19 protein-coding genes are annotated in these 21,740 nt (G+C 64.1%); 8 read left to right on the forward strand and 11 right to left on the reverse strand.

Translation table 11 applies throughout. From position 1 onward, the window contains the following. The first annotated feature begins 175 nt into the window (after positions 1-175). The 5 genes from AC1D10_RS07275 to AC1D10_RS07295 all read left to right on the forward strand — a co-directional run bounded on the left by AC1D10_RS07275 (position 176) and on the right by AC1D10_RS07295 (position 5,956). Complete coding sequence (locus AC1D10_RS07275; protein ID WP_477270128.1) at positions 176-1,849, forward strand: ABC transporter substrate-binding protein; 1,674 nt, start codon at positions 176-178, stop codon at positions 1,847-1,849. A gap of 100 nt (positions 1,850-1,949) precedes the next feature. Further along, positions 1,950-2,978, forward strand: coding sequence for an ABC transporter permease (locus tag AC1D10_RS07280; protein ID WP_477270130.1), 1,029 nt, complete (start codon positions 1,950-1,952; stop codon positions 2,976-2,978). Further along, positions 2,978-3,952: an ABC transporter permease gene (locus AC1D10_RS07285; RefSeq protein WP_477270132.1), complete on the forward strand. Its 975-nt coding sequence runs from the start codon at positions 2,978-2,980 to the stop codon at positions 3,950-3,952. The genes AC1D10_RS07280 and AC1D10_RS07285 overlap by 1 nt, the downstream gene beginning before the upstream one ends. Beyond that, the gene (locus AC1D10_RS07290) at positions 3,942-4,976 is read left to right on the forward strand and encodes an ABC transporter ATP-binding protein (RefSeq protein ID WP_477270134.1); all 1,035 of its coding nucleotides are present in this window, start codon (positions 3,942-3,944) and stop codon (positions 4,974-4,976) included. The genes AC1D10_RS07285 and AC1D10_RS07290 overlap by 11 nt, the downstream gene beginning before the upstream one ends. Further along, complete coding sequence (locus tag AC1D10_RS07295; RefSeq protein ID WP_477270136.1) at positions 4,973-5,956, forward strand: ABC transporter ATP-binding protein; 984 nt, start codon at positions 4,973-4,975, stop codon at positions 5,954-5,956. Before AC1D10_RS07290 ends, AC1D10_RS07295 begins: the two co-directional genes overlap by 4 nt. Positions 5,957-6,066: 110 nt before the next feature. On the opposite strand, the gene AC1D10_RS07300 is transcribed toward AC1D10_RS07295, so the two are convergent. The 5 genes from AC1D10_RS07300 to AC1D10_RS07320 all read right to left on the reverse strand — a co-directional run bounded on the left by AC1D10_RS07300 (position 6,067) and on the right by AC1D10_RS07320 (position 11,193). Further along, on the reverse strand, positions 6,067-8,178 hold the full coding sequence (locus AC1D10_RS07300) for a TonB-dependent siderophore receptor (RefSeq protein WP_477270138.1): 2,112 nt from the start codon (positions 8,176-8,178) through the stop codon (positions 6,067-6,069). Between the two features lie 192 nt (positions 8,179-8,370). Next, a complete protein-coding gene (locus AC1D10_RS07305) occupies positions 8,371-9,474 on the reverse strand; it encodes an AbrB family transcriptional regulator (RefSeq protein ID WP_477270140.1) in 1,104 nt (367 codons plus the stop codon). A 65-nt stretch (positions 9,475-9,539) separates the two neighbouring features. Continuing rightward, positions 9,540-9,848: a putative quinol monooxygenase gene (locus AC1D10_RS07310; protein ID WP_183462547.1), complete on the reverse strand. Its 309-nt coding sequence runs from the start codon at positions 9,846-9,848 to the stop codon at positions 9,540-9,542. 63 nt (positions 9,849-9,911) lie between these two features. Continuing rightward, complete coding sequence (locus AC1D10_RS07315; protein WP_477270143.1) at positions 9,912-10,694, reverse strand: SDR family NAD(P)-dependent oxidoreductase; 783 nt, start codon at positions 10,692-10,694, stop codon at positions 9,912-9,914. A gap of 61 nt (positions 10,695-10,755) precedes the next feature. Further along, complete coding sequence (locus AC1D10_RS07320; RefSeq protein ID WP_477270145.1) at positions 10,756-11,193, reverse strand: DsrE family protein; 438 nt, start codon at positions 11,191-11,193, stop codon at positions 10,756-10,758. 101 nt (positions 11,194-11,294) lie between these two features. Between AC1D10_RS07320 and AC1D10_RS07325 the strand changes: the two genes are divergently transcribed. After that, a complete protein-coding gene (locus tag AC1D10_RS07325; RefSeq protein ID WP_477270147.1) occupies positions 11,295-12,386 on the forward strand; it encodes a hypothetical protein in 1,092 nt (363 codons plus the stop codon). Between the two features lie 7 nt (positions 12,387-12,393). Here AC1D10_RS07325 and AC1D10_RS07330 read toward each other — a convergent pair whose 3' ends face one another. Both AC1D10_RS07330 and AC1D10_RS07335 read right to left on the reverse strand, forming a co-directional pair. Further along, a complete protein-coding gene (locus AC1D10_RS07330) occupies positions 12,394-13,341 on the reverse strand; it encodes a cation diffusion facilitator family transporter (RefSeq protein WP_379102091.1) in 948 nt (315 codons plus the stop codon). Positions 13,342-13,346: 5 nt separating this feature from the next. After that, positions 13,347-15,536 (reverse strand): anthranilate synthase, encoded by a 2,190-nt coding sequence (locus AC1D10_RS07335; RefSeq protein WP_477270150.1) that lies wholly within the window; start codon positions 15,534-15,536, stop codon positions 13,347-13,349. Between the two features lie 319 nt (positions 15,537-15,855). Here AC1D10_RS07335 and AC1D10_RS07340 point away from each other — a divergent pair, with 319 nt between their 5' ends. Next, positions 15,856-16,626 (forward strand): isocitrate lyase/PEP mutase family protein, encoded by a 771-nt coding sequence (locus AC1D10_RS07340; RefSeq protein ID WP_477270152.1) that lies wholly within the window; start codon positions 15,856-15,858, stop codon positions 16,624-16,626. A gap of 99 nt (positions 16,627-16,725) precedes the next feature. On the opposite strand, the gene AC1D10_RS07345 is transcribed toward AC1D10_RS07340, so the two are convergent. From AC1D10_RS07345 to AC1D10_RS07360, 4 genes are all read right to left on the reverse strand, one after another. Next, the gene (locus tag AC1D10_RS07345) at positions 16,726-17,781 is read right to left on the reverse strand and encodes a M14 family metallopeptidase (RefSeq protein ID WP_477270154.1); all 1,056 of its coding nucleotides are present in this window, start codon (positions 17,779-17,781) and stop codon (positions 16,726-16,728) included. An 89-nt stretch (positions 17,782-17,870) separates the two neighbouring features. Then, positions 17,871-19,046, reverse strand: coding sequence for an MFS transporter (locus AC1D10_RS07350; RefSeq protein WP_477270156.1), 1,176 nt, complete (start codon positions 19,044-19,046; stop codon positions 17,871-17,873). Between the two features lie 115 nt (positions 19,047-19,161). Further along, a complete protein-coding gene (locus AC1D10_RS07355) occupies positions 19,162-20,538 on the reverse strand; it encodes an FAD-containing oxidoreductase (RefSeq protein WP_477270158.1) in 1,377 nt (458 codons plus the stop codon). Then, positions 20,535-20,996 (reverse strand): DUF4126 domain-containing protein, encoded by a 462-nt coding sequence (locus AC1D10_RS07360; protein ID WP_477270160.1) that lies wholly within the window; start codon positions 20,994-20,996, stop codon positions 20,535-20,537. The genes AC1D10_RS07355 and AC1D10_RS07360 overlap by 4 nt, the downstream gene beginning before the upstream one ends. A 182-nt stretch (positions 20,997-21,178) precedes the next feature. On the opposite strand from AC1D10_RS07360, the gene AC1D10_RS07365 reads away from it, so the two are divergent. Further along, positions 21,179-21,736 carry a sugar O-acetyltransferase gene (locus AC1D10_RS07365; RefSeq protein ID WP_477270162.1) on the forward strand — a complete coding sequence of 186 codons (558 nt, stop codon included), beginning with the start codon at positions 21,179-21,181 and terminating at the stop codon, positions 21,734-21,736. The last annotated feature ends 4 nt before the right edge of the window (positions 21,737-21,740 follow it).

Below are 21,740 nucleotides of genomic sequence, written 5' to 3' on the forward strand. Positions count from 1 at the left end.
GAGCAATATGCGATCACAGCTTGTCGACCGCGACGCGTCCGGAGGGTCAAAACTATCTTAATTCACAGCTATCCCGGCGGGTTTCGAGCGCCATAGGCTGTGTGCGATGGATCACGGTCCGGCGTGTGCCTGGCGCACGTTGCGGATCACCCACTTTCCCTAGAGGAGCAAGACGATGCGATCCCGGAAGGTTTTTAGCGCAATGATGGCCGGTGCCGGCCTGGCTGGCCTCATGCTGATGGCGCCCATCACCGGTGCAGTAGCACAGGAAGGCAAGGTCGGCGGAACGCTCAAGCTTCTCGCCAATGCCGCAGCCGGCACGATCGATCCGCACATCAACTACACGCTGCAATATTTCCAGATCAACTACATCCTCTATGACGGGCTGGTGACCTTCCGCAAGACCGGCGACAAGACCGGTTTCGAGGTGGTGGCAGACCTTGCCGAAAGCCTGCCCAAGCCGGAAGACGGCGGCAAGAAATACGTCTTCAAGCTGCGCAAGGGCATCAAGTTCTCTGACGGGTCGGACCTGACGACGGCCGATGTCGTGGCCTCGTTCCAGCGCATGTTCAAGATCAGCGGTCCGACGACGGGCACGCTCTACAACGGCATCGTCGGCGCCGACCTATGCCTCAAGACGCCGGCGACCTGCACGCTCGAGGGCGGCGTCGTTGCCGATGAGGCGGCAAGCACCGTCACCTTCAACCTGGTGGCGCCAGATCCCGACTTCCTGCAGAAGATCTCGATCCCGCATGCGGCGATCCTGCCCACCGAGGCGCCTCTCAAGGATTCGGGGACCGTGCCCATTCCCGGCACCGGGCCCTACATGATCGCCAGCTACGATCCCAACAGCCTGCTCAAGATGGTGCGCAATCCGCACTTCAAGGAATGGAGCAAGGAGGCGCAGCCGGCCGGGTATCCCGACGAGATAGACTATGGCTTCGGTCTCACGGACGAGGCGGCGGTCACTGCCGTGGAGAACGGCCAGGCCGACTGGATGTTCGATCCGCCACCAGCGGACCGGTTGGCGGAACTGGGCACCAAATACGCCAAACAGGTATCCCTGCATCCGCTGACCGCGATGTGGTACGCGCCGATGAACACCAATCTGGCGCCCTTCAACGACATCCGCGTGCGGCAGGCCGTCAACTACGCCATCGACCGCGCGGCGATCGTCAAGCTGTTCGGTGGCAGCAATCTGGCGCAGCCGTCCTGCCAGATCCTGCCGCCGGATTTCCCGTCCTACGCGCCCTATTGCCCATTCTCTGCCAATCCCGGCGAGAAATGGTCCGCACCTGACCTGGAGAAAGCCAAGGCGCTGGTCGCCGCCTCCGGCACGGCCGGCCAGGAGGTGACGATCATCACCGAGGACACCGAAGTGTCGAAATCGATCGGCGTGTATCTGCAGGATGTGCTGAACGGCCTGGGCTACAAGACCTCGGTCAAGCCGATCTCCCAGAACATCCAGTTCACCTACATCCAGAACACCAACAACAAGGTGCAGATCTCCATCTCGCAGTGGTTCCAGGACTATCCCGCGCCTTCGGATTTCCTGCAGGTGCTGTTCAGCTGCGCCTCGTTTACCCCCGGCTCGGACGCCTCGGTCAACATCTCCGGCTTCTGCGACAAGTCGATCGACCAGAAGATGAGCGAGGCGCAGACCGCCACGATCGCCGACCCGGCCAAGGGTGCGCAGCTGTGGACTGCCGTCGACAAGGCGGTGACCGACGCAGCGCCGGTGGCCGTGCTCTTCACACCCAAGCGCGTCGACCTGATCTCACCGCGGCTGAAGAATTTCGTCTTCAGCCCGCAATTCTACTGGATCATGAGCCAGTCATGGGTCGAGTGATCGGGGGTTGAGTGATCAGGCCCAGTCCGATCCGCGGCGGAACGATGCGCAATCTTCCGCCGCGGTTGCTTTTCCCGCCGATCTGAAATTCATATCCATCATGGACAATACGAGTGTCGGGCAAGCGCTGGTTCGGAACCGCCGGGGCGCCGAGGGGCCATGGCGTACCGCCTGGCGCAAGCTCAAGGCCGATCGAGCAGCCATCATGGCGTTCGGTGTGCTGGTGCTGATCACCGCTGCTTGCCTGGCAGCCCCCCTTTACGCCCGCCATGTGGCGCGGACCGATCCTTTCGCCACCAATCTCAATGGCGAGATCGTCATAAACGGCGAAACCAGGCAGGTGCTGGAGCCTTCGACCGAAGGCCTTGGCCTGGGGTTCACACCGCTCGGACCGACCTGGGATTTCGGGCCCTATATGCTGGGCGCAGACAATCAGGGCCGCGATGTCGCCGCGCGCCTGCTCTACGGCGGACGCAATTCGCTGCTGATCGCCGGCGCCGCGGCGCTGATATGTCTTGGCCTGGCGACAATGCTCGGTGTCGTCTCCGGCTTCTTCGGCGGGCTGGTCGATACCTTGCTGTCGCGCATTCTCGACGTGCTATGGGCGTTTCCCATCTTCCTGCTGGCGATTTCTCTATCGATCGTGCTGATCACGCAGAGCATCACCATCGGGCCGATCGAAATCCGCTCCGGCAGTCTCTGGCTGCCGATCTTCATCATCGGCATCGTCTACGTCCCCTATGTCGCCAGGCCCATCCGTGGCCATGTCCTGTCGCTGATGCAGGCCGAGTTCGTCACGGCGGCGATCGGCATCGGCGCGTCGCCCTGGCGCATCCTGTTGTATGACATCCTACCCAATGTGATCACCCGGGTGATCGTCTTCGTGCCGCTCATCCTGGCGCTGAACATGATGACGGAATCCTCACTGTCCTTCCTGTCCATAGGCGTGCAGCCGCCCGACGCCAGCTGGGGCACCATCATCCAGGACGGCCAGGGGCTTCTCTATTCGCGCCCGATCGTCGCGCTGGCGCCGGGGCTGGCAATCGTCATCTCAGTACTGGCGCTGAACATATTGGGCGACGGGGTGCGCGACGCACTCGACCCGAAATCCTCGATCAGGGTCGCCTGATGCTGACGGCGCTCGTTTCCAGACTCGGCCAGATGGTGCTGGTGATGTTCGGCATCAGCGTCGTTGCCTTCCTGATCTTTTTCGCCACCCCTGGCGCCGACCCGTCGGCGCGTATTGCCGGGCGCAACGCCTCGCAGGAGACGCTGGTCCAGGTGCGGCACGATTTCGGGCTCGACCGGCCGCTGCCGGTCCAATATGCGCTGATGATGAAGCGGCTGTTCATCAGCCGTGACCTGACCTCCTTCGTCAATCGCGGCCAGAAGGTCGTTCCCACGGTGCTCGAGGCGATCCCGGTCACCTTGTCGCTGGTGTTCGGCGCTGCTGTGTTCTGGGTTCTCGGCGGGTTGATCGTCGGCGTGGTCGCCGGGGCGACGCGCGGCACTTGGCTCGACCGGACGCTGATGATCCTCAGCCTGATCGGCGTATCGATCCCGGTCTTCTGGCTGGGCGAAGTCGCCAATCTGGTCACACAGAGCCGCTGGCACGACAGCTGGCTGTTCTCGTGGGTGCCGCCGCTCGGCTATATCCCCTTTACCGAAGATCCCTGGGGCTGGTTCAAGGCGCTGGTCATTCCCTGGTTCACGCTCGCCACGCTCTACATCGGACTTTACGGCCGCGTGCTGCGGGCCTCGATCATCGAGACCATGCAGGAGGATTTCATCCGAACCGCGCGCGCCAAGGGCATCGGCGAGCGGCGGGTGCTGCTGCATCACGGGCTCAGAACCTCGCTCGTCGCCTTCGTCACTATGTTCGGGCTTGATTTCGGCGCCCTGGTCGGCGGCGGTGCCTTGCTGACGGAGGTGGTCTTCGGCCTGCAAGGGGTCGGCAAGCTCACCTACGGGGCCTTGCAGACGCTCGATCTGCCGATGATCCTGGCGACAGTCATCTATGCCTCGTTCTTCGTGGTCATGGCCAATTTCATCGTCGACGTCGCCTTTGTCTTCATCGATCCAAGGGTTAGAGATGCCCACTGACAAGACGCCCACTGACAGGCCGCTGCTGGTCGTCGAGAACCTTTGCGTCTCATTCCGCACGGAGGGTGGCGTGGTGCCTGCCGTCAGCGGCGTCTCGTTTTCGCTCGCGCCGCGCGAGATCATCGGTGTCGTCGGTGAAAGCGGCTCGGGCAAGAGCCAGACCCTTCTTGCCATCCTGGGGCTGATCAGCAGTCCTAATGCCGTCGTCACCGGGTCGGTGCGTTTTCTCGGCCAGGAGTTGCTGGGGCTCAAGCGCCGTGCGCTCGACGCCATTCGCGGCCGGCAGATCGCGATGATCTTCCAGGATCCGATGACGGCTCTGACGCCGGTTCATACGATCGGCGACCAGATCATCGAGCAGATCTGCGCGCACGAGCGGGTTTCGCGCACCGCCGGGCGCAAGCGGGCGGTGGACTTGCTCGACGCGGTTGGATTGCCGAACCCCGACAGTGCCGTCGACCGCTACCCGCACCAGCTGTCCGGCGGCATGCGCCAGCGCGCCGTGATCGCCATGGCGCTGTCCTGCAATCCGGCGCTGCTGATCGCCGATGAGCCGACGACGGCGCTCGACGTGACGGTGCAGGCGCAGATCCTGGAGCTGATCGCTCGATTGCGCGATGATTTCGGATCCGCCGTGATCCTGGTCACCCATGACCTCGGCGTGGTCGCCGAAGTCGCCGATCGCGTGCTGGTGATGTATGCCGGGCGCGTTGTCGAGGAGGGCGGCAAGGGCCAGCTTTTCCGCGAACCGCTTCACCCCTATGCATGGGGCCTGTTCGGCTCGATTCCGCCGATGCACGGTCCGCGTCCCGCGCGGCTGACAGCCATCCCCGGCAGTCCGCCGAAACTTAGCCAGATGCCGCAGGGCTGCGCCTTCGGACCGCGCTGCACGTTCCGGCACGAGGCCTGTGCCGAGCAGCCTTCGCTTGGCGGCGTGGCAGGACACCGCTCGGCTTGTTTTCTTCCGCAGGATAGCCGTCAGGATCTGCGCCGGACGCTTGCCGCCAGGGCCGTGCCGGCATGACCGAGACCAGGCCCCAACCGCTGGTGCGGACCAACGATCTATCGAAACACTATCCGGTGGGGCGCTCACCCTTCCAACGGCGGATCGTCCATGCCGTGGAGCAGATCTCGCTCGACATCTTCCCGGGCGAGACGCTCGGCATCGTCGGCGAGTCGGGGTGCGGAAAATCGACGCTGGGACGCTGCCTGGTCCGGCTCACCGAAATCACCTCCGGGTCGCTGGAATTCGAGGGCCGGGACATCACCAGGGCCTCGCAACGGCAGCTCCGGCCGATACGCCGCCAGATGCAGATGGTGTTCCAGGATCCCGCCGCCTCGCTCAACCCACGCCGCCGCGTCGGCGATCTCCTGGCGGACCCGTTCCGCGTGCACGAAAAGCTGTCGCGATCGGAAATGGCGGATCGCGTCGAGGATCTGCTGGTCCGCGTCGAACTGCTTCCCGATCATGCCCAGCGTTTTCCGCATGAATTCTCGGGTGGACAGCGCCAGCGCATCGGCATCGCGCGCGCCCTGGCGCTGCGGCCGCGGTTGATCGTTGCCGACGAACCGGTATCGGCGCTGGACGTATCGATCCAGGCGCAGATCATCAACCTGCTTTCCGATCTGCGCGACGAGTTCAACCTGACCTATGTGTTCATTGCCCACGACCTCTCGGTGGTCAGGCAGTTCTCGTCGCGAGTGGCGGTGATGTATATGGGCTCGATCGTCGAAACCGGACCGGTCGACGCCGTCTTTTCGGCGCCGCGACATCACTACACCATGGCGCTTCGCTCGGCGGTGCCGGTTCCCGACGTCGACAACCGGCCGGCCCAGCGGATCATGCTCAAGGGCGATTTGCCGAGCCCGCTCGATCCGCCGTCAGGCTGCCGTTTCCATACACGCTGCGTGGCGGCGACTTCGGTGTGCCGCCACGAACGCCCCGTGCTTTCGCTCGTCGACAAGAACCACTTCGTCGCCTGTCACCATCCGAGGGCGAGCTAAAAGCACGATCCCGAAAAGGGGAGTCCAGTTTTCGGAAAAGATCAGGCTCAAACAATAAGATAGAGCCCCATCCCGAGTCCATCGGGATGGAAACCGGCTCCAGCCTTCCTTCAGAAGCGATAGCGCAGGCTGGCGAACAGCGAGCGGCCCTCGTCGCGGTAGCAATAGCCGGCAGAGCAGATGGTCTGCCGGTTGTCGAACAGGTTCTTGGCGTTGAGCTGCAGCTTGACGCCTTCGAGCTTCGGATTGCGGGTGCCGAAATCGTAGGAGAGCGAAGCGTCGACGAAGGCGCGTGCGTCGTTCTTGAAGGTGTTGGTGTCGTTGCCATAGCTCGAGCCGGCGACGCGGACGCCCGCGCCGAGCCCCAGGCCTTCCAGCGTGCCGTTCTCGAACTGGTGGTGGCCCCACAGCGACAGGATATGATTTGGGGTCGCCGACAGCTCCTTTCCTGCGGTTTCCTCGGCGCCCCGCTCGATCCTGACGCGCAGATAAGTGTAGGAGGCGATGAAGCTGAAGCCGTTGTCGAGCGAGGCATTGGCTTCCAGTTCGACGCCGCGCGAATTCAGGTCGAGCTGGCGCTGCTTGTTGATGCCGGTCGAGGCGTCGAAGACGACGCCGTCCTTCTGGTCGATGTCGAACAGCGCGGCGCTGACGGTGGCATTATGTTCTGACATCTCGTATTTGACGCCGATCTCCTTCTGCGTGGCGATGGTCGGTCGAGCGACGCGGCCGACGGTGCTGGCGACGTCGTCATAGACGAAGCCGATGTTCGGCGAGAACGAGGTCGAATAGTTGACATAGGGCGTGATGCCCCATTCGGTCTGATAGGACAGGCCGACCCGGCCGGAAAAGGCGCTGTCCTTCTGCCTGGATGTGCTGAAGTCGGCGGCGGTGGAGGTCGTGTCGACCCAGTCGTAGCGACCGCTGGTGAACAGGGTGAAGTCGTTCCACTCCATCTGGTCGTGCAGGTAGACGCCGAGCTGGTTCATCTGCTGTCCGCCGGAATGGGGAACAGCTGCCGCCTTGATGTCGTCGACCGAGACATAGGACAGACCGCTGCCGGCATCATAGTCCGACCAGGCATAGTCGATGCCGCCGACAGCGGTGTGCTTGATCGGGCCGGTGTCGAACTCGAACTGCGCCATGTTGTCGACGACGAAGTTCCTCATCGCCTCGGTGTAGTGGCCCCAGTAGCGCTGCAGTGGCTGGTCGGCGCCGATCGAGTAATGGCCGCTGTACTCGATGTCGCTGTCGACGGCGTTGTAGCGCAGGTTCTGCCGCACCGTCAGCAGGTCGTTGAAACGGTGCTCGAACTCGTAGCCGATACGGCCCTGACTCTGGGTGAAATCGTTCCAGGCGGGATCGCCCTCATAGACGTTGGACAGCACGCCATAGCTCGAATTGTAGAAGGCCGCCGTGCCGCCGGTTACCGATTTCGAATATTCGCCGAGGATTGTCAGCTTCGTATCCTCGTCCGGCTTGAAGGTGACAGCCGGCGCCAGATAGATCTTGTCGTCGGGATAGGCAGGCAATTCGGTCTCGCTTTTGCGGCCGAGGCTGGTGAAGCGATAGAGGATGCTGCCGTCCTCGGTCACCGGTCCGGAAGCGTCAAGCGCGGCTTGAAACCGGTTGTGCTCGCCGGCGAGCAGTTCGATTTCGCGGAAGGGCTCATCCTTGGGACGCTTGGTGACGACATTGACGATGCCACCCGGGCCGCTGACGCCGTACAGCGACGATGCCGGCCCCTTCAGGACGGTGACGCCCTCGATGCCGTAGGGCTCGGTCTTGAACCAGGCCGAGGGGCCGTTGTACTGGCGCAGCCCGTCGCGGAACATGCCGTTGTAGAAGGCTTGGAAGCCGCGCAGGAAGAACGCGTCGTAGCGGGTGTCGAAGCCGAAGCTGTTGGGATTGGCGCTGGCCGTGTAGCCGAGCGTTTCGTTCAACGTGCGCGGCTTCTGATCCTCGATCTGCTTCTGCGTCACCACCGAAATGGCCTGCGGAATCCTGGCAATCGGCGTATCGATCTTGGTGCCGATGCGATCCTTCTTGGCGACGTAACCATCCTGGACCAGGATCTCGTTGCTCTGCGCGGTCACCTCGATCTTGCCAAGGACGGGGGCGGTCTCGCTGTCCTGGGCGAGTGCTGCGCCGGGTTGGGCGAGCATCGCCGCGCCACCCAGCAATGATATACCCAGGCGCCATGTCGTCGGCCGCGTTCGCATCAACTCGTCTCCACTGTCTCATGCAGGATTGCGCTCCCGCGCTCTCAAATATGAGTGTGTTAGTCAAGTATTTTTTGCCGCTGCTACCCAAGCTGTCGCTGGGTTCTTGCACAGCGGCACCGCTGACGGGGATTCGACCAACCGGGTCGTCGAATGACAGTCGGGTTGTGGGCTCAGGGGAGGCGGCTTTGCCTATTGCCTGACGCTTCTGGCCACCAGCCGCGCGACGCTTGGCCCGATCAGCAGCACGATCAGGAAGCGCGCCGATTGCAACGCCATGACGAAGGAGATGTCGACGTTCTGGGCGGCAGCGGCGATGATGGCGATGCTGTCCATGCCACCGGGGCTTGTCGCCAGATAGGCGGTCAGCGGGTCGATGCCGAGCAGATGGCTGATCATGAAGGCAAGGCCGCCGCAAAAGGCGATCAGCGCCACGATCGACGCAATGATCTGCGGCAAGGCGCGCGTCGCATGGCGCAGGATCGGCCGGGTGAAATTCAGGCCGATCGACCAGCCGACCATCGCGTAGCTCACCGCCAGCAGCCATGGCGGCAATTGCATTTCCACGCCAAGGCCGAGATGGATGACGGTGCCGAAGATGAAGGTGCCAAGGAAGAACGGCGAGGGCAGCCTGAGCAGCTTTCCCAGGAGGCCGCCGACAAGCGCTACCCCGATGGTGGCGGCGAGGGCTTGTGGATCGATCGGCGGAAACCAGATGATGGGCGGGATTTCGACGCCCGACGTGTCGACCCACATCTTTGCCACCAGGGCCGCCGTCATCGAAACGAAGATGACGCGCAGGTATTGCATGAAGGCGACGAGGCGCTGGTCGGCGCCGAAGGCACCGGCCATCAGCACCATGGCGGTGGCGGCACCCGGCGACGAGCCCCAGACGGCGGTGGTGCCGGGCAGGATGCGCCAGCGGCTGATCAGCCAGCCGAGCAGGCTGGAGGCCGTCACTGTGGCCACAACGACGCCGAGAAACAGCGGCCACTCCTGGTAGAAGACCGGAAAGATATCGGCCGAGATCGAGCTGGCGACGAGGCAGCCGACAATCGCCTGGGCGGCGCCGAACAGAAGACGTGGCACCCGCACCGTGGCGCCATTGGTGCCGGCGACGATGGCCGCGAGCATCGGGCCGATCAGCAGCGCCGCGGGCAGGGCGGCGAGTTCCAGCGCGCCGGCAAACAGGGCGGAGACGGTAAGGATCGCCAGCCATTGCCAGAGCTTGCGCATCCGCGCCATGCGCTCAATGGTGGGCAGATCCGGGGGTGGCGGCTCGGCCGAGGAATCCATGGTTCGCTCTTAGACCCGAAGCGGGGCGATGCGAACCCCGCTGCGCCGAAAAAGGATGCCTGCCCTCAGCCGGTCTTGCCATCGGCCAGGCCGAAGCCGCCGACAGGGTGGGTCTCGACCTGGAATTCAAAGCCGGCGATGAACGGCCGCGCCTTGGCGATCGCCGCCTGGACTTCGGGAAGCTGCAGCGAGGCCTTGTGGCTTTCGGCGTCGGTCCACACCTCGGTGACCCAGATCGCATCGGCATCCGCGGGATCGCGCGCGATGATATAGCTCAGGCAACCCGGCAGGGCGCCGGTGCTGGCGCGCAGGACGTCCATGACCGCGTCGCGCTGGCCGCGCGACGCCCGCATCTTGCCGATCAGTCCGTACATTCCTTTGTCTCCCTTTGAAGTCTTCGACAAGAGTATGCAGATCGCCAGTATGCAGATAGCCGCTCAAGGCATCAACTGGCCGCCATTCACCTCGATCACCTGGCCGGTGATGTAGCCGCTCAGGAGATCGGAAGAGAGGAACAGATAGGCGCCAACGCAATCCTGCGCGGTGCCGGCACGTCCCTGTGGAATGGTGGCGACCATGCCCTTCATCTGCTCGTCGGTCGAATAGCGCTCGTGGAACGGCGTCAGGATTGTGCCCGGCGCCACCGCGTTGACGCGGATGCCGAAGCCGATCAGCTCCTTGGCCATGCCGCGGGTCACGTTGGAGACGAAGGCCTTGGCCGAACCGTACAGGCCAGCGCCGCCGCCGGCGCCGTTGCGCGCGGCGATCGACGAGGTGTTGACGATGAAGCCGCCCTGTTTCTTGAGCCACGGGATCGCCTTGCGCGAGCCGGTCAGCACCGAACGCGCATTGAGGTCCATCACCGCGTCGTAATGCGCCTCGGTCTGCTCGGCATAGGGCACGCGGCCAAGCATGCCGCCGGCATTGTTGACCAGCCCATCGAGACGGCCGAAATGCTGCGCGCTGTCCTCGACGACGCGTTCGACATCGGCGGGAACGGAGAAATCCCCCTGGACAAGGAATACCTCGCCGCCTGCGTCGGCAATGGTCTTGGCCAGCTTCTCGGCGGCGTCGCGGCTCGAATTGTAGTGCAGCGCCACTTTGCATTTCTGCGCGGCGTAGGCCGATGCCAGGGCCGCCCCGATGCCGGTCGATGCACCGGTGACCAGCACCGCCTTGCCGGCGAGATCGGGAATGTTGAGTGAGGTGGTGGCTGGCACTGCTGTTCCTCCGGATGTCCGCCCGTCCTTCGTAAGCCGTTGCCACCCGGATGTTCAAGCCTTACGGGCGCAGATAGGCGTAGCCCTGGCCTTGCAGTTCGGCGAGTTTGACGACGCCACCCTTGTCGGCGGCATGGAAACCGTCGAGCAGGTCGGTCAGCGAAACATCCATGCCTTGCATGGTGTTGGCGCAGGCATGCGGGTTGAGCCCCTGCTGCACGAGGCTGGCGAAGCGGCCGGAAATCGCGGCCGAAATGCCTTTCGACTTGAAGGCGGCGAGGGCTGGACCATGCACGACCAGCACGATGTCGATATTGCCGCCGGTGCCATCATAGTGGTTCTTGATGTTGCCGAGCACGAAATTGACCTTGTCGAGATCGCTGAGGTGGTAGGCGACCTTCAGCCTGGCGGGCTCCGTCGCGGCTGCCTGCACCATCCGCAGGCCAAAAAGCGTTCCGGTTCCGGCAAGAACCGTGCGGAACATATCGCGCCGGCGCATCGCATCCTCCTCCGCTTGGCGGCTCACCGCAAAATGCGTGGCTCCGGCCGCAATACTAGCATAAATTGACGTCGCGTCCTGTCGATGCGGAGGAGGGTCACATGGCGTTAGGCAAGGTATTGGCGCGCGTCGCCTGGGGTGTTGCACTGCTCGGTCTGCTGGCTGGCAAGGCCGGAGCCGATGATGCGCTCAAGCTCACCGAACTCAGCCCTAACGGCGCCGACGCCTGTTTCGGCCGCGTCTATGACGCCGCGCACCTCAAGGCACATCCGAAGCAGAAGGTGGCGCGGATCTTCTTCTACTACGGCCATGATCCTGTCAGCCGGCCGAATGAGGAGCCGGCCGCGAATTCCGACTCGTCCTACAATGCCTTCGTCGCCACCACCGTGCGCGGCGCCAAGGCACCGGAATGGGCCGGCGGCTGGTGCAACCACGAGTCGGAGGACGGCAAGACAGGCCCGATCCATTGCGGCATGGATTGCGACCGCACCCTGGCGTCACTGAAAGTCGATGACAAAGGACGCCTGATCCTCACCGACGTACAGCCAGATCTCTATCTCGATGCCGGATCGGAAGAGGAACTCGGCGCGGCGGAATATGACAGGCAGGCGCTGGGCAAGGAGGATGACAATTTCCGCCTCGACCCGATGCCGGCAGCGACCTGCAAGGCGGAGTTCGCGCGCATCGATCCGATCGACCCGGCGCTCGGGCCGCCGCTGCGCGAACGGCTGAAGCCGGACCAGGCCTTCTGCTATGGACGCGACTACGATGCAGCGCATATGGCTTCCCACCCCGACCAGTTGACGCAGTCGATCCGGGTTTTCCGCGGCTCGGTGGAACTGGCGTCTTTTGCTTCAGGAGGCGACGCAGCCAACTGGCCCGATGGCGCCGACATTGCCGTCACCGTCACGACGCGGCAGAAATCGGCCAAGGTCACGCAGACCTATTCCTGCCAGGGCGAGGCCGACCAGTGGCGTTGCGCGGCGAGCTCGAAGATGAGCGATTTTTCCTGCGACATCGCGCAGAAGGAGATTTTTCTCAAGCGCGGCGCCAACGGCATGATGATGCTGGCCAATCCCAACAGCAGCCTGGCGATCGTCGACCTGTGCTCGAAGGCCGCCGATGGCAAGACGAAGTCCGACGACAAGATCTACCGGCTGCAGCCGATGCCGCAATCGGCCTGCGCGCCGTGAGCTGACCTCAGGCGAACGGCACGGCGGTCGTGCCTTTCGGCAGTTTGGCTTCGTCGTCGGGCTCGACATGGATGGTGACGCGCACCGAGGGGATTTCGGCCTTCAGCGCGTCCTCGATGCGGTCGCAGATGACATGGCTGGCGCCCACCGACATGTCGGCATCGACGACCAGATGGAACTCGATGAAGGTGGCGCGGCCGGCGATGCGCGTCTTGAGGTCATGCACCTCGAGCGCGCCCTTGCAATTGGCCGAGATGACGTCGCGGATGTGCATGTGCTCTGCCGTGTCGACAGCGCGGTCCATCAGGCCGTTCATCGACGAGCCGATGACATGCCAGCCCTGCCACAGGATGTTGAGTGCCACGAGGACGGCAAGCGCCGGGTCGAGGATCTGCCAGCCGGTCAGGATCGCCCCGACCAGGCCGCCGAACACACCGATCGAAGTCACCACGTCGGTCATGATGTGTTTGCCGTCGGCAACCAGCGCCGGCGATTTCTCGGCCCTGCCGGCGCGGATCAGCGTCCACGCCCAGAAGGCATTGATGACCGTGGCGACGCCGTTGACGGCAAGACCTTCCCAAGGCTGTTCAAGCGGCGCCGGGGTTTGCCAGGAGCGCCAGACCTCGTTGAGGATCAGCAGTGCCGCGAGCACGATCAGCACGCCTTCGAGCACGGCCGAGAAATACTCCGCCTTGTGGTGGCCGAATGGATGGTCCTGGTCGGCCGGCTTGTAGCTGACCTGGATCGCCCAGAAGGCCGCGATCGAGGCAATGACGTTGACGATCGATTCCAGGGCATCCGAATAGAGCGCCACCGAGCCGGTGATGTACCAGGCGACGAGCTTCAGGCCGAGCACGATGGCGGCAATGATGATCGACCAGAAGGCAAGGTTGGCGACCTTGCGCTTCGCCGCGGCCTTGGCCGCGATCGCCATCGTGTTCCCGGTTTCGGCCATGTTCGTCAGGCGGCCTTTTCCTTGGCCTTGCGCGGCAGGTGGGCGACGATGTTCTCGATGATGCGCATGCCGGCATTGTGGCCGAGCGTCATGATCGATTCCGGGTGGAACTGCACCGCGGCGATCGGCTCCTTGCGGTGCTCGAACGCCATGATGACGCCGTCCTCGGTCTCGGCGGTGACGATGAAATCATCGGGCAGTCGCACCGGATCGGCAAAGATCGAGTGATAGCGGCCGACGGTGACTTCCTTGGGCAGGCCGGAGAAGATGATGCCCGGCTTCGAGACGCGGATGCGCGACGGCTTGCCGTGCATCGGCACATGCAGTTGCCGCAGTTCGCCGCCATAGGCTTCGGCCAGCGCCTGCAATCCAAGGCAGACGCCGAAGATCGGCAGGTCACGGGCGCGGGCTCGTCTGATGGTGGCGGCGCAATCAAAATCCTTCGGCGTGCCGGGGCCGGGCGACAGCACGACAAGGTCGGGCTTCAGCCTGTCGAAGACCTCCTCAGGCACCGGCGTGCGCACGGTCGAGACGTTGGCGCCGGTCTGACGGAAATAGTTGGCCAGCGTGTGGACGAAGCTGTCCTCGTGGTCGACGAGCAGGATGTTGACGCCGTCGCCGACGCGGGCGGTGGTGCGCTCTGTGCTGGCGGAGTTGCCCGTCTTGGCGTCGCGGATGGCGGAGAGCATGGCGGATGCCTTCAGTTCGGTTTCGGCTTCTTCTTCCTCGGGAATGCTGTCGAAGAGCAATGTGGCGCCGGCGCGCACTTCGGCAATGCCGTCCTTGATGCGGATGGTGCGCAGGGTGAGGCCGGTGTTCATGTCGCCGTTGAAATTGACCATGCCGATCGCGCCGCCATACCAGGCGCGCGGGCTCTTCTCGTTCTGCTCGATGAAGCGCATGGCCCATAGTTTCGGCGCGCCGGTGACGGTGACCGCCCAGGCATGCGACAGGAAGGCGTCGAATGCATCCATGCCTTCGCGCAGCCGCCCCTCGATGTGATCGACGGTGTGGATCAGGCGCGAATACATCTCGATCTGGCGACGGCCAATGACGCGCACCGAGCCCGGTTCGCAGACCCGCGACTTGTCATTGCGGTCGACGTCCGAGCACATGGTGAGCTCGGATTCGTCCTTCTTCGAATTGAGCAGCTTCAGGATCTGCTCGGAGTCCGAAATGGCGTCGTCGCCGCGCTTGATGGTGCCGGAGATCGGGCAGGTCTCGACGCGGCGGCCGTTGACGCGCACGAACATTTCCGGCGAGGCACCGATCAGATATTCGCCTTCGCCGAGATTGATGAAGAAGGAATAGGGCGAGGGGTTGATGGCCTTCAGCTTGCGCGAAATCTCGGACGGCTGCGTCTCGCAGCGCTCATAGAACATCTGGCCGGGCACGACCTCGAACAGATCGCCGCGCTTGAACGAATCCATCGCCTTGCGAACCAGATTGGCGTATTCGCCGGGCTCGTGGTCGCCGCGCGGCGGGATGCGGTCGGGGCTTTTGAACGGCTCGGCGATTTCATCGCGCGGCAGGCCTTCGGTCGAAAACCCGTCGCCGGCATAGTCGTAGCGATCGGTCCAGGCCTTGGCCGAATAGTGGTCGACGACGAGGATCTCGTCGGGCAGGAACAACACAAGATCACGCTGGCTTGGCTTGCGCTCGAGCGTGTAGTCGACCGGGTCGAACTGGAAGGCGAGGTCGTAGCCGAAGGCGCCGTAGAGGCCGAGATTGGCGTCTTCCTCGGTCTTGAACAGAGCGGTGATGGCGCGCAGCACTGTGAAGACAGAGGGAACGCGGCTGCGCTCCTCCTCGGTGAAGACCCGGCCCGGCTTGGCGACGTCGAGGCGGATCAGTTTCTTCGAGTTCTCGGCGATGGTGACATCGGCCAGGCTGCCGAGCGCCTTGCCGATGACCGGCAACAGCGCCTCGCCACGGCCATTCAGCGCCTCGATGCGCATGGCGCGGCCATGCGCCGAGATCACCAGTGGCGGATCGATGATGGCGGTGTCCCAGCGCGTGTAGCGGCCGGGATATTCGTAATTCGAGGAAAACACGGCGCCCCGGCGCGCATTCAGCCCGTCGACATAAGCGTCGATGGCGCCCGCATAGGGCCGGTCGTGGCGTTCGCGGGTGATGGTGATGCCACCCGCCGTCACGAAACTCTCTGCCCCGTTTTCCAGAACCTTCATCGTCATTGCCGTCTCCATCAGCTTCTTGGGGCAACGGACCCGGGAATGGCTTGAAAAAACAAATGGCCGCCCGGACATTCCGCTGCGGCCACCCTCTATTTTCACGCGCACGCGTTCGAACAGGCCGCTGTCAGCAGGCCCACCACCAAATGGTCTTGGTCGAACGCATGTTCATGGCGAAATCCATAGCTGCGAAAACCAGGATGCGCAACAGGTTTGAAAATCTGTCCGGTGGCTGCCCCTTCTGCAGCTCATGGCACATCGCCACAGCCGGCGGTCCTGCTTAGGCTGGATGTCCAACAGCAGAAACATGGGAAAAACACCAATGACCGAGCAGATCGACCGCGCACGGACGTTCCATTCCCTCCACGTCAAGGGAAACCCGATCGTTCTCTACAATGCCTGGGATCCGGGCTCGGCCAAGATCGTCGAGAAAGCAGGGGCCAAGGCGATCGCCACGGGGAGCTGGCCGGTGGCTGCGGCCTTTGGATACGCCGACGGCGAGAAAATCCCGCTGGAGTTGGCGCTCGACAACATCAGGCGCATCGTTGCCGCCGTCGACCTGCCGGTGACCATGGATCTCGAGGGTGGCTATGGCGTCGATCCGGAAACCGTCGCCCGCACCGTGACGCATGCCATACAGGCCGGCGCCATCGGCTTCAATTTCGAGGATCAGATTGTCGGCGGCACGGGCCTGCACGACATCGCCGTCCAGGTGAAGCGGATCGAAGCCGCCGCAGCAGCGGTCAAGGCCTCGGGTGTCCCGGCCTTCGTCAACGCCCGAACCGACATCTTCCTCAAGGCGAAGCCGGATACCCACGACAAGGCGCTGCTCGACCAGGCGATCGAGCGGGCGCATGCCTTTGAAAAGGCTGGAGCGAACGGTTTCTTTGCGCCGGGCCTTGGCGATGAGGGCTTGATCGAGGCGCTGTGCAAGGCAATTGCGCTGCCGGTCAACATCATTGCGCTGGCGCATGTGCCGCCGCGCCAGCGGCTGGCGGAACTCGGCGTTGCCCGCATCAGCCACGGCCCGGTGCCATACCGGCAGATGGCCGAATGGCTGGAGGGCAAGGCGCGGCTGGCTATTTCAGGCTAGGGCATGCTGATATTCAGGTGATGCCAGCCTGCAAATGGCGGTTTCCTGTGCTTCCGGTGCTCCCGTACCCAAAAGCGCGGCTGGCCATTTCGGGTTAGTTCAGTCCTCAAGCGTGCCTGATCTGGCGTCGGCGCTCCTGCTGTCGCCGACGAGTTTCAAAAGATCCTCGCCGGCGCGGATGATGCGGCGCGAGCGGCGGGTCAGGATGATGCCGTCCTGCGGCGCGAAGACTTCGGTGCGGCCATCGGTTTCACCCGGTGCATGGACGATGGTGGCGAGGCGAGCGCCCTTGGCGACGCGGTCACCGGGCTTCACGTCGTAAAGCACGGCACCCGCCCGAGGCGCCGGCATCATGTCGATGTTTTCCAACGGGGCCACGACACCGGTGAAAGAACCAGGTACCGGCAGGGCGGTATCGGTGATCACGCCGCGCGCCACCAGCAGCCGGTAGAGGCCTTCGGCGTCGGAGGCGGCCAAGGCGCCGTCGACATCGAGGATGCCGCGGTATTCGACCGTCGTGGCGACGCGGCGATCGAGATTCGCCACGTCACCGGGAACGTTCTGGTAGGGCATGATCGAGGCGCCCTCGAACGTGCCGTCGGTGTCTTCGCTCCACAGCATCACCGCGTCGACGTCCATGGCGGCGGCGCAATCGGCCATTGCCGGCCACAGGCTGGTATGGACATAGAGATAGGCGAGGCCCTCATCGTCGCAATGCAGGTCGAGCACGATGTCGTGGCCGAGCGACAGCTGCACCAGCCGGGTCTTCAGCCGCTGGTCGACTGAGCCAAGGGTGGTGTCAGGCAGGAGTGCCGCATCGGGCGCGGCAAGCAACGGAAAGCCGCGATTGAAGTTGGTGCGGGTGCCGAGATGGAAGCGTCCCTGATGTTCGCCGAAATGATATTGCGCCCGGCCGATCGGGTTGGCCCAGGGCACGATAGCGATGTCGCCCTTGATGCGGCCTTCGGTCTCGGCCTTGGCCAGCATAGGCATCAGCGCGTCGATGGCGACGACGCCCGGCAACTCGCCGGCGTGGAGCGCCGCCTGCAGATAGGCCGACGGAGCGGCCTTGTCGGTTCCGGCAAAGCGGAACAGCGGAAATTCGTAGGAAACACCCTCGCTTTCGCCGGCGATGCGTTCGATCGATTTCTGCATGATTTTCCTCCATCAAGAGCGACAAGACATGCCCAGTTGAAGGTGCCGATGTCGATTGGTCCAGCCGGCCGCGCTATGGGCGCAAGCGGTTATTCAGCCGGTGCCTGCAGAGGGACAGGTGTGCGCCGATCCAGCGCCTGCGACAGCACCGCGACGGTGACCGCAAGCAGTGCCAATGCGGCGCCGACCAGCGGCAGATTGGCATAGGAAACGCCCGCCGAAAGTGCCACGCCGCCGATCCAGGCGCCGCTGGCATTGCCGACATTGAAGGCGCCCTGATTCAGCGTGGCGGCGAGGTTGGGTCCTTCGGAAGCCGCCTCGACGACGCGGATCTGCAGCGGCGGCACGACGACGAAGATGAGCAGGCCCCACAGGAAGACGATGCCGATGGCGACGCTGGCTATGGCGCCGAACTGCGTGAAGCCGAGCAGCAGCAGCGTCATCAGCAGCAGCGTGCCGATGACTGTCGGCATCAGCTTCCAATCGGCCAGCCTGCCACCGATGATGTTGCCGATGGTCATGCCGGCACCGAACAGCAACAGCACCCAGGTGACCGCCGAGGTGGACAAGCCAGAGACGTCGGTCAGATAGGGCTTGATGTAGGTGAAGACCGTGAACAGGCTGGCGGAGGTCAGCGCCGCGATCAGCATCGCCAGCCACACCTGCAGCTTGCCCAGCACGCGCAGCTCGCCGCGCAGGCCGCCACCGCTCGGTTCAGTGACGTCGGATGGCACCAGCCAGGCGATGCAAGCGACCGAGATCAGGCCGATGCCGACCACGGCCAAAAAGGTGGCGCGCCAGCCGAAGGCTTCGCCAAGGGCGGTGCCGGCGGGCACGCCAAGGATGTTGGCCAGCGTCAGCCCGGCGAACATCAGCGCGATGGCGCTGGCGCGCTTGTTGCGCGGCACCAGGCTGGCGGCAACGACCGAGCCGATGCCGAAGAAGGCGCCATGGCCAAAGGCGGTGAACACGCGTGCGGCCATCAGCATCCAGTAGTTTGGTGCGATGGCGCAGAACAGATTGCCGACGACGAACAGCGTGGCGAGGCCAACCAGCACCGGCTTGCGCGGCAGATGCGCGGTGGCCATCGCAACGATCGGTGCGCCGAAGACGACGCCGAGCGCATAGCCGGTGACCAGCAGGCCCGCCGAAGGGATGGACACGCCGAGGTCGGCGGCGACCTCCGGCAACAGGCCCATGATGACGAATTCGGTGGTGCCGATGCAGAAGGACGCAATGGCAAGCGCAAGGATCGGCAAGGGCATGGAGCGTCCAGACTGAATCGGTTCAATCCGAGAATGCGCGTAGACTCTTTCCACGCGCAACATGCATTGCTGCAATGCAGCAATGCATAAAGTCGAGAGCTTGATGGCCGGTACGTCAGGCCAGCGGCTTCAGCGCCTGGGCGATGGTGGGCAGCAGCTCCGAGACATTCGGATGGATGTGCACGGCACGCGCCAGCGTGTCGACGGGCGCCTTGGCGTACATCAGGTCGAGCACGCAGTGCACCGCTTCGTCGCCACCGGGTCCCAGCACCGAACAGCCGAGGATTTCCCTGGTGTCGGCGTCGACCAGGATCTTCATGAAGCCTTGCGTCTCGCCCTTTTCGATGGCACGGCCGACGCGGGTCATCGGCCGTTGGCCAATCAGCGCCCGGCGGCCGGATTTCTTCACCACGGCCTCGGTCATGCCGCAGCGGCCGAGCGGCGGGTCGATGTAGAGCGCGTAGGCCTCGATGCGGTCGCTGACCTTGCGTGGATCGTTGTCGAGCAGGTTGGCGGCGACGATCTCGTAGTCGTTGTAGGAGGTGTGGGTGAAGGCGCCCTTGCCGTTGCAGTCGCCCATCGCCCAGATGCCGGGCACGCTGGTGCGCAGCTGGTCGTCGACGGCAACGAAGCCGCGCTTGTCGACCTCGACGCCGGCCTTGTCGAGGCCGAGATCGTCGGTGTTGGGTGTGCGCCCTAGAGCCAGCAGCACATGCGAGCCGACCGCAGGCGGCTTGCCCGCGGAGAAGGTGACGGCAATGTCCTTGCCTTGCCTGGCAAAGCCGATGTCGTCGGCACCGACATGAACCGCAATGCCTTCGTTTTCGAGGATCGACAGGATGGCGGCAGAGACGTCCTCGTCCTCGCGGCCGGTCAGGCGCGGGCTCTTTTCGATGACGGTGACTTCGGCGCCGAAGCGGCGGAACATCTGCGCGAACTCGAGCGAGATATAGCTGCCGCCGACGACGATGAGATGGCGCGGCAGCACGTCGAGATCCATCATCGAGGAGTTGGTCAGGTAGTCGATGTCGTTGATGCCGGGCAGGTCCGGCACCGAGGCGCGGCCGCCGGTGTTGAGGAAGATTTTTTCGGCGGTCAAAAGGTCGTCGCCGACGCGCACCGTGTTGGCGGATTCGAACCGCGCATGGCCGCGATAGAGCGTGCATTTGTCCATGCCGGCGATCCAGGTTTCGAGCCCGGTTCGGGCGTCGTTGGATACCTTGTCCTTGCGCGCCTTGATCGCCTTGTAGTCGACGCCGACGGGGCCACCGAGCGTCACGCCATAATCGGCGGCGCGGCGGGCAAGGTGCGCGGCATAGGCGCTGGCGACCATGGTCTTGGTCGGCATGCAGCCGGTGTTGACGCAGGTGCCGCCGACCAGCTTGCGCTCGATCAGCGCAACGCTCATGCCGGCAGCGTTCAGCCGGCCGGCCAGGGACGGGCCGGCCTGTCCGGCACCGATGATGATGGCGTCGAAAGTCTTGGCCGTCATGCCACCGCCGCTACGATCAGCAGGCCGCCGATGATCGCCACGGCGTCCTCGATGAAGGCGGCGGGCGGATCCTTGCCGAAGGCGGCCGCCAGCCGGCCGCGTGCTTCGGCCCCGCCCAGCGTGCCGATGACAGCGCCGATGGCGCCGGCGATCAGGCCGCCGATGGTGGAACCACCGGTGGCGCCGATGACGGCGCCGGTGAAGGCGCCCATGATGATGCGGGCGCCGAACTGCTGCGGCACCTTCCGGCTCGGCGTCGACGGCAGCTGATCGGTGACCAACTCGACGATGGCAAGGATGGTGAAGATGCCGACAGCGGCCCAGTGGCTCATGAAGCTGGCCCAGGTGCCGGCGACCGGCAGCCAGCCGAGATAGGCGCCCCAGGCGACGGCAGCCGGCGCGGTCATGGCACGAAGGCCGGCAATGACGCCGATCAGAAGTGCAAGAATATACAACATGGTCGATCCCCTCATCGCCGGCCAGGACAGCCTTGCAAGAACAGGCTAGCATAGGCCGGGCATTTGACCAGCACATGACTTCGAAAAATTCGAATGGATTTGCGCCCGGTGTTGCGGGACGCTGGCACTTTCCCGTTCACTGCAATTGTGCTTTGGCAAGGGCGTCACAGGGAGACATCGTCATGGCTGAAAGCGAGCGCGCAAAGATGGTGGCCGGCGAATGGTACACTTGCCTCGATGACGAACTCGAGGCACTGCGCGTCAGCGCGCGCGACGCGGTTTTCGAGCACAATTCGCTGCCGCCACGGCAGCGTGGAAACCTCGGGCCGGGCTTGAAGGCACTGCTCGGCAAAGCGGGCGAGGGCGCCCGCATCGAGGCGCCGTTTCACTGCGCCTACGCCTTCAACATCTTTCTTGGGGACGGCGTCTTTCTCAATGCCGGCTGCACCATCCTCGACACGGCATGCGTGCGCATCGGCAAGGGAACGCTGCTCGGCCCCAACGTGCAGATCTATTGCGCCGAGCACCACAAGGAGGCCGCCGGGCGGCAAGCGGGGCTGGAGATCGCCAGGCCGGTCGAGATCGGCAGCAATGCCTGGATCGGCGGCAGCGCGATCATCCTTGGCGGCGTCAGCATCGGCGATGGCGCCATCATCGGTGCCGGCGCGGTGGTGACCGGCGACGTGGCTGCGAACACCACGGCGGTCGGCAATCCGGCACGGGCGGTCAAGCGGGATTGAACAG

It is taken from the genome of Mesorhizobium sp. P2_A8, assembly GCF_056404935.1.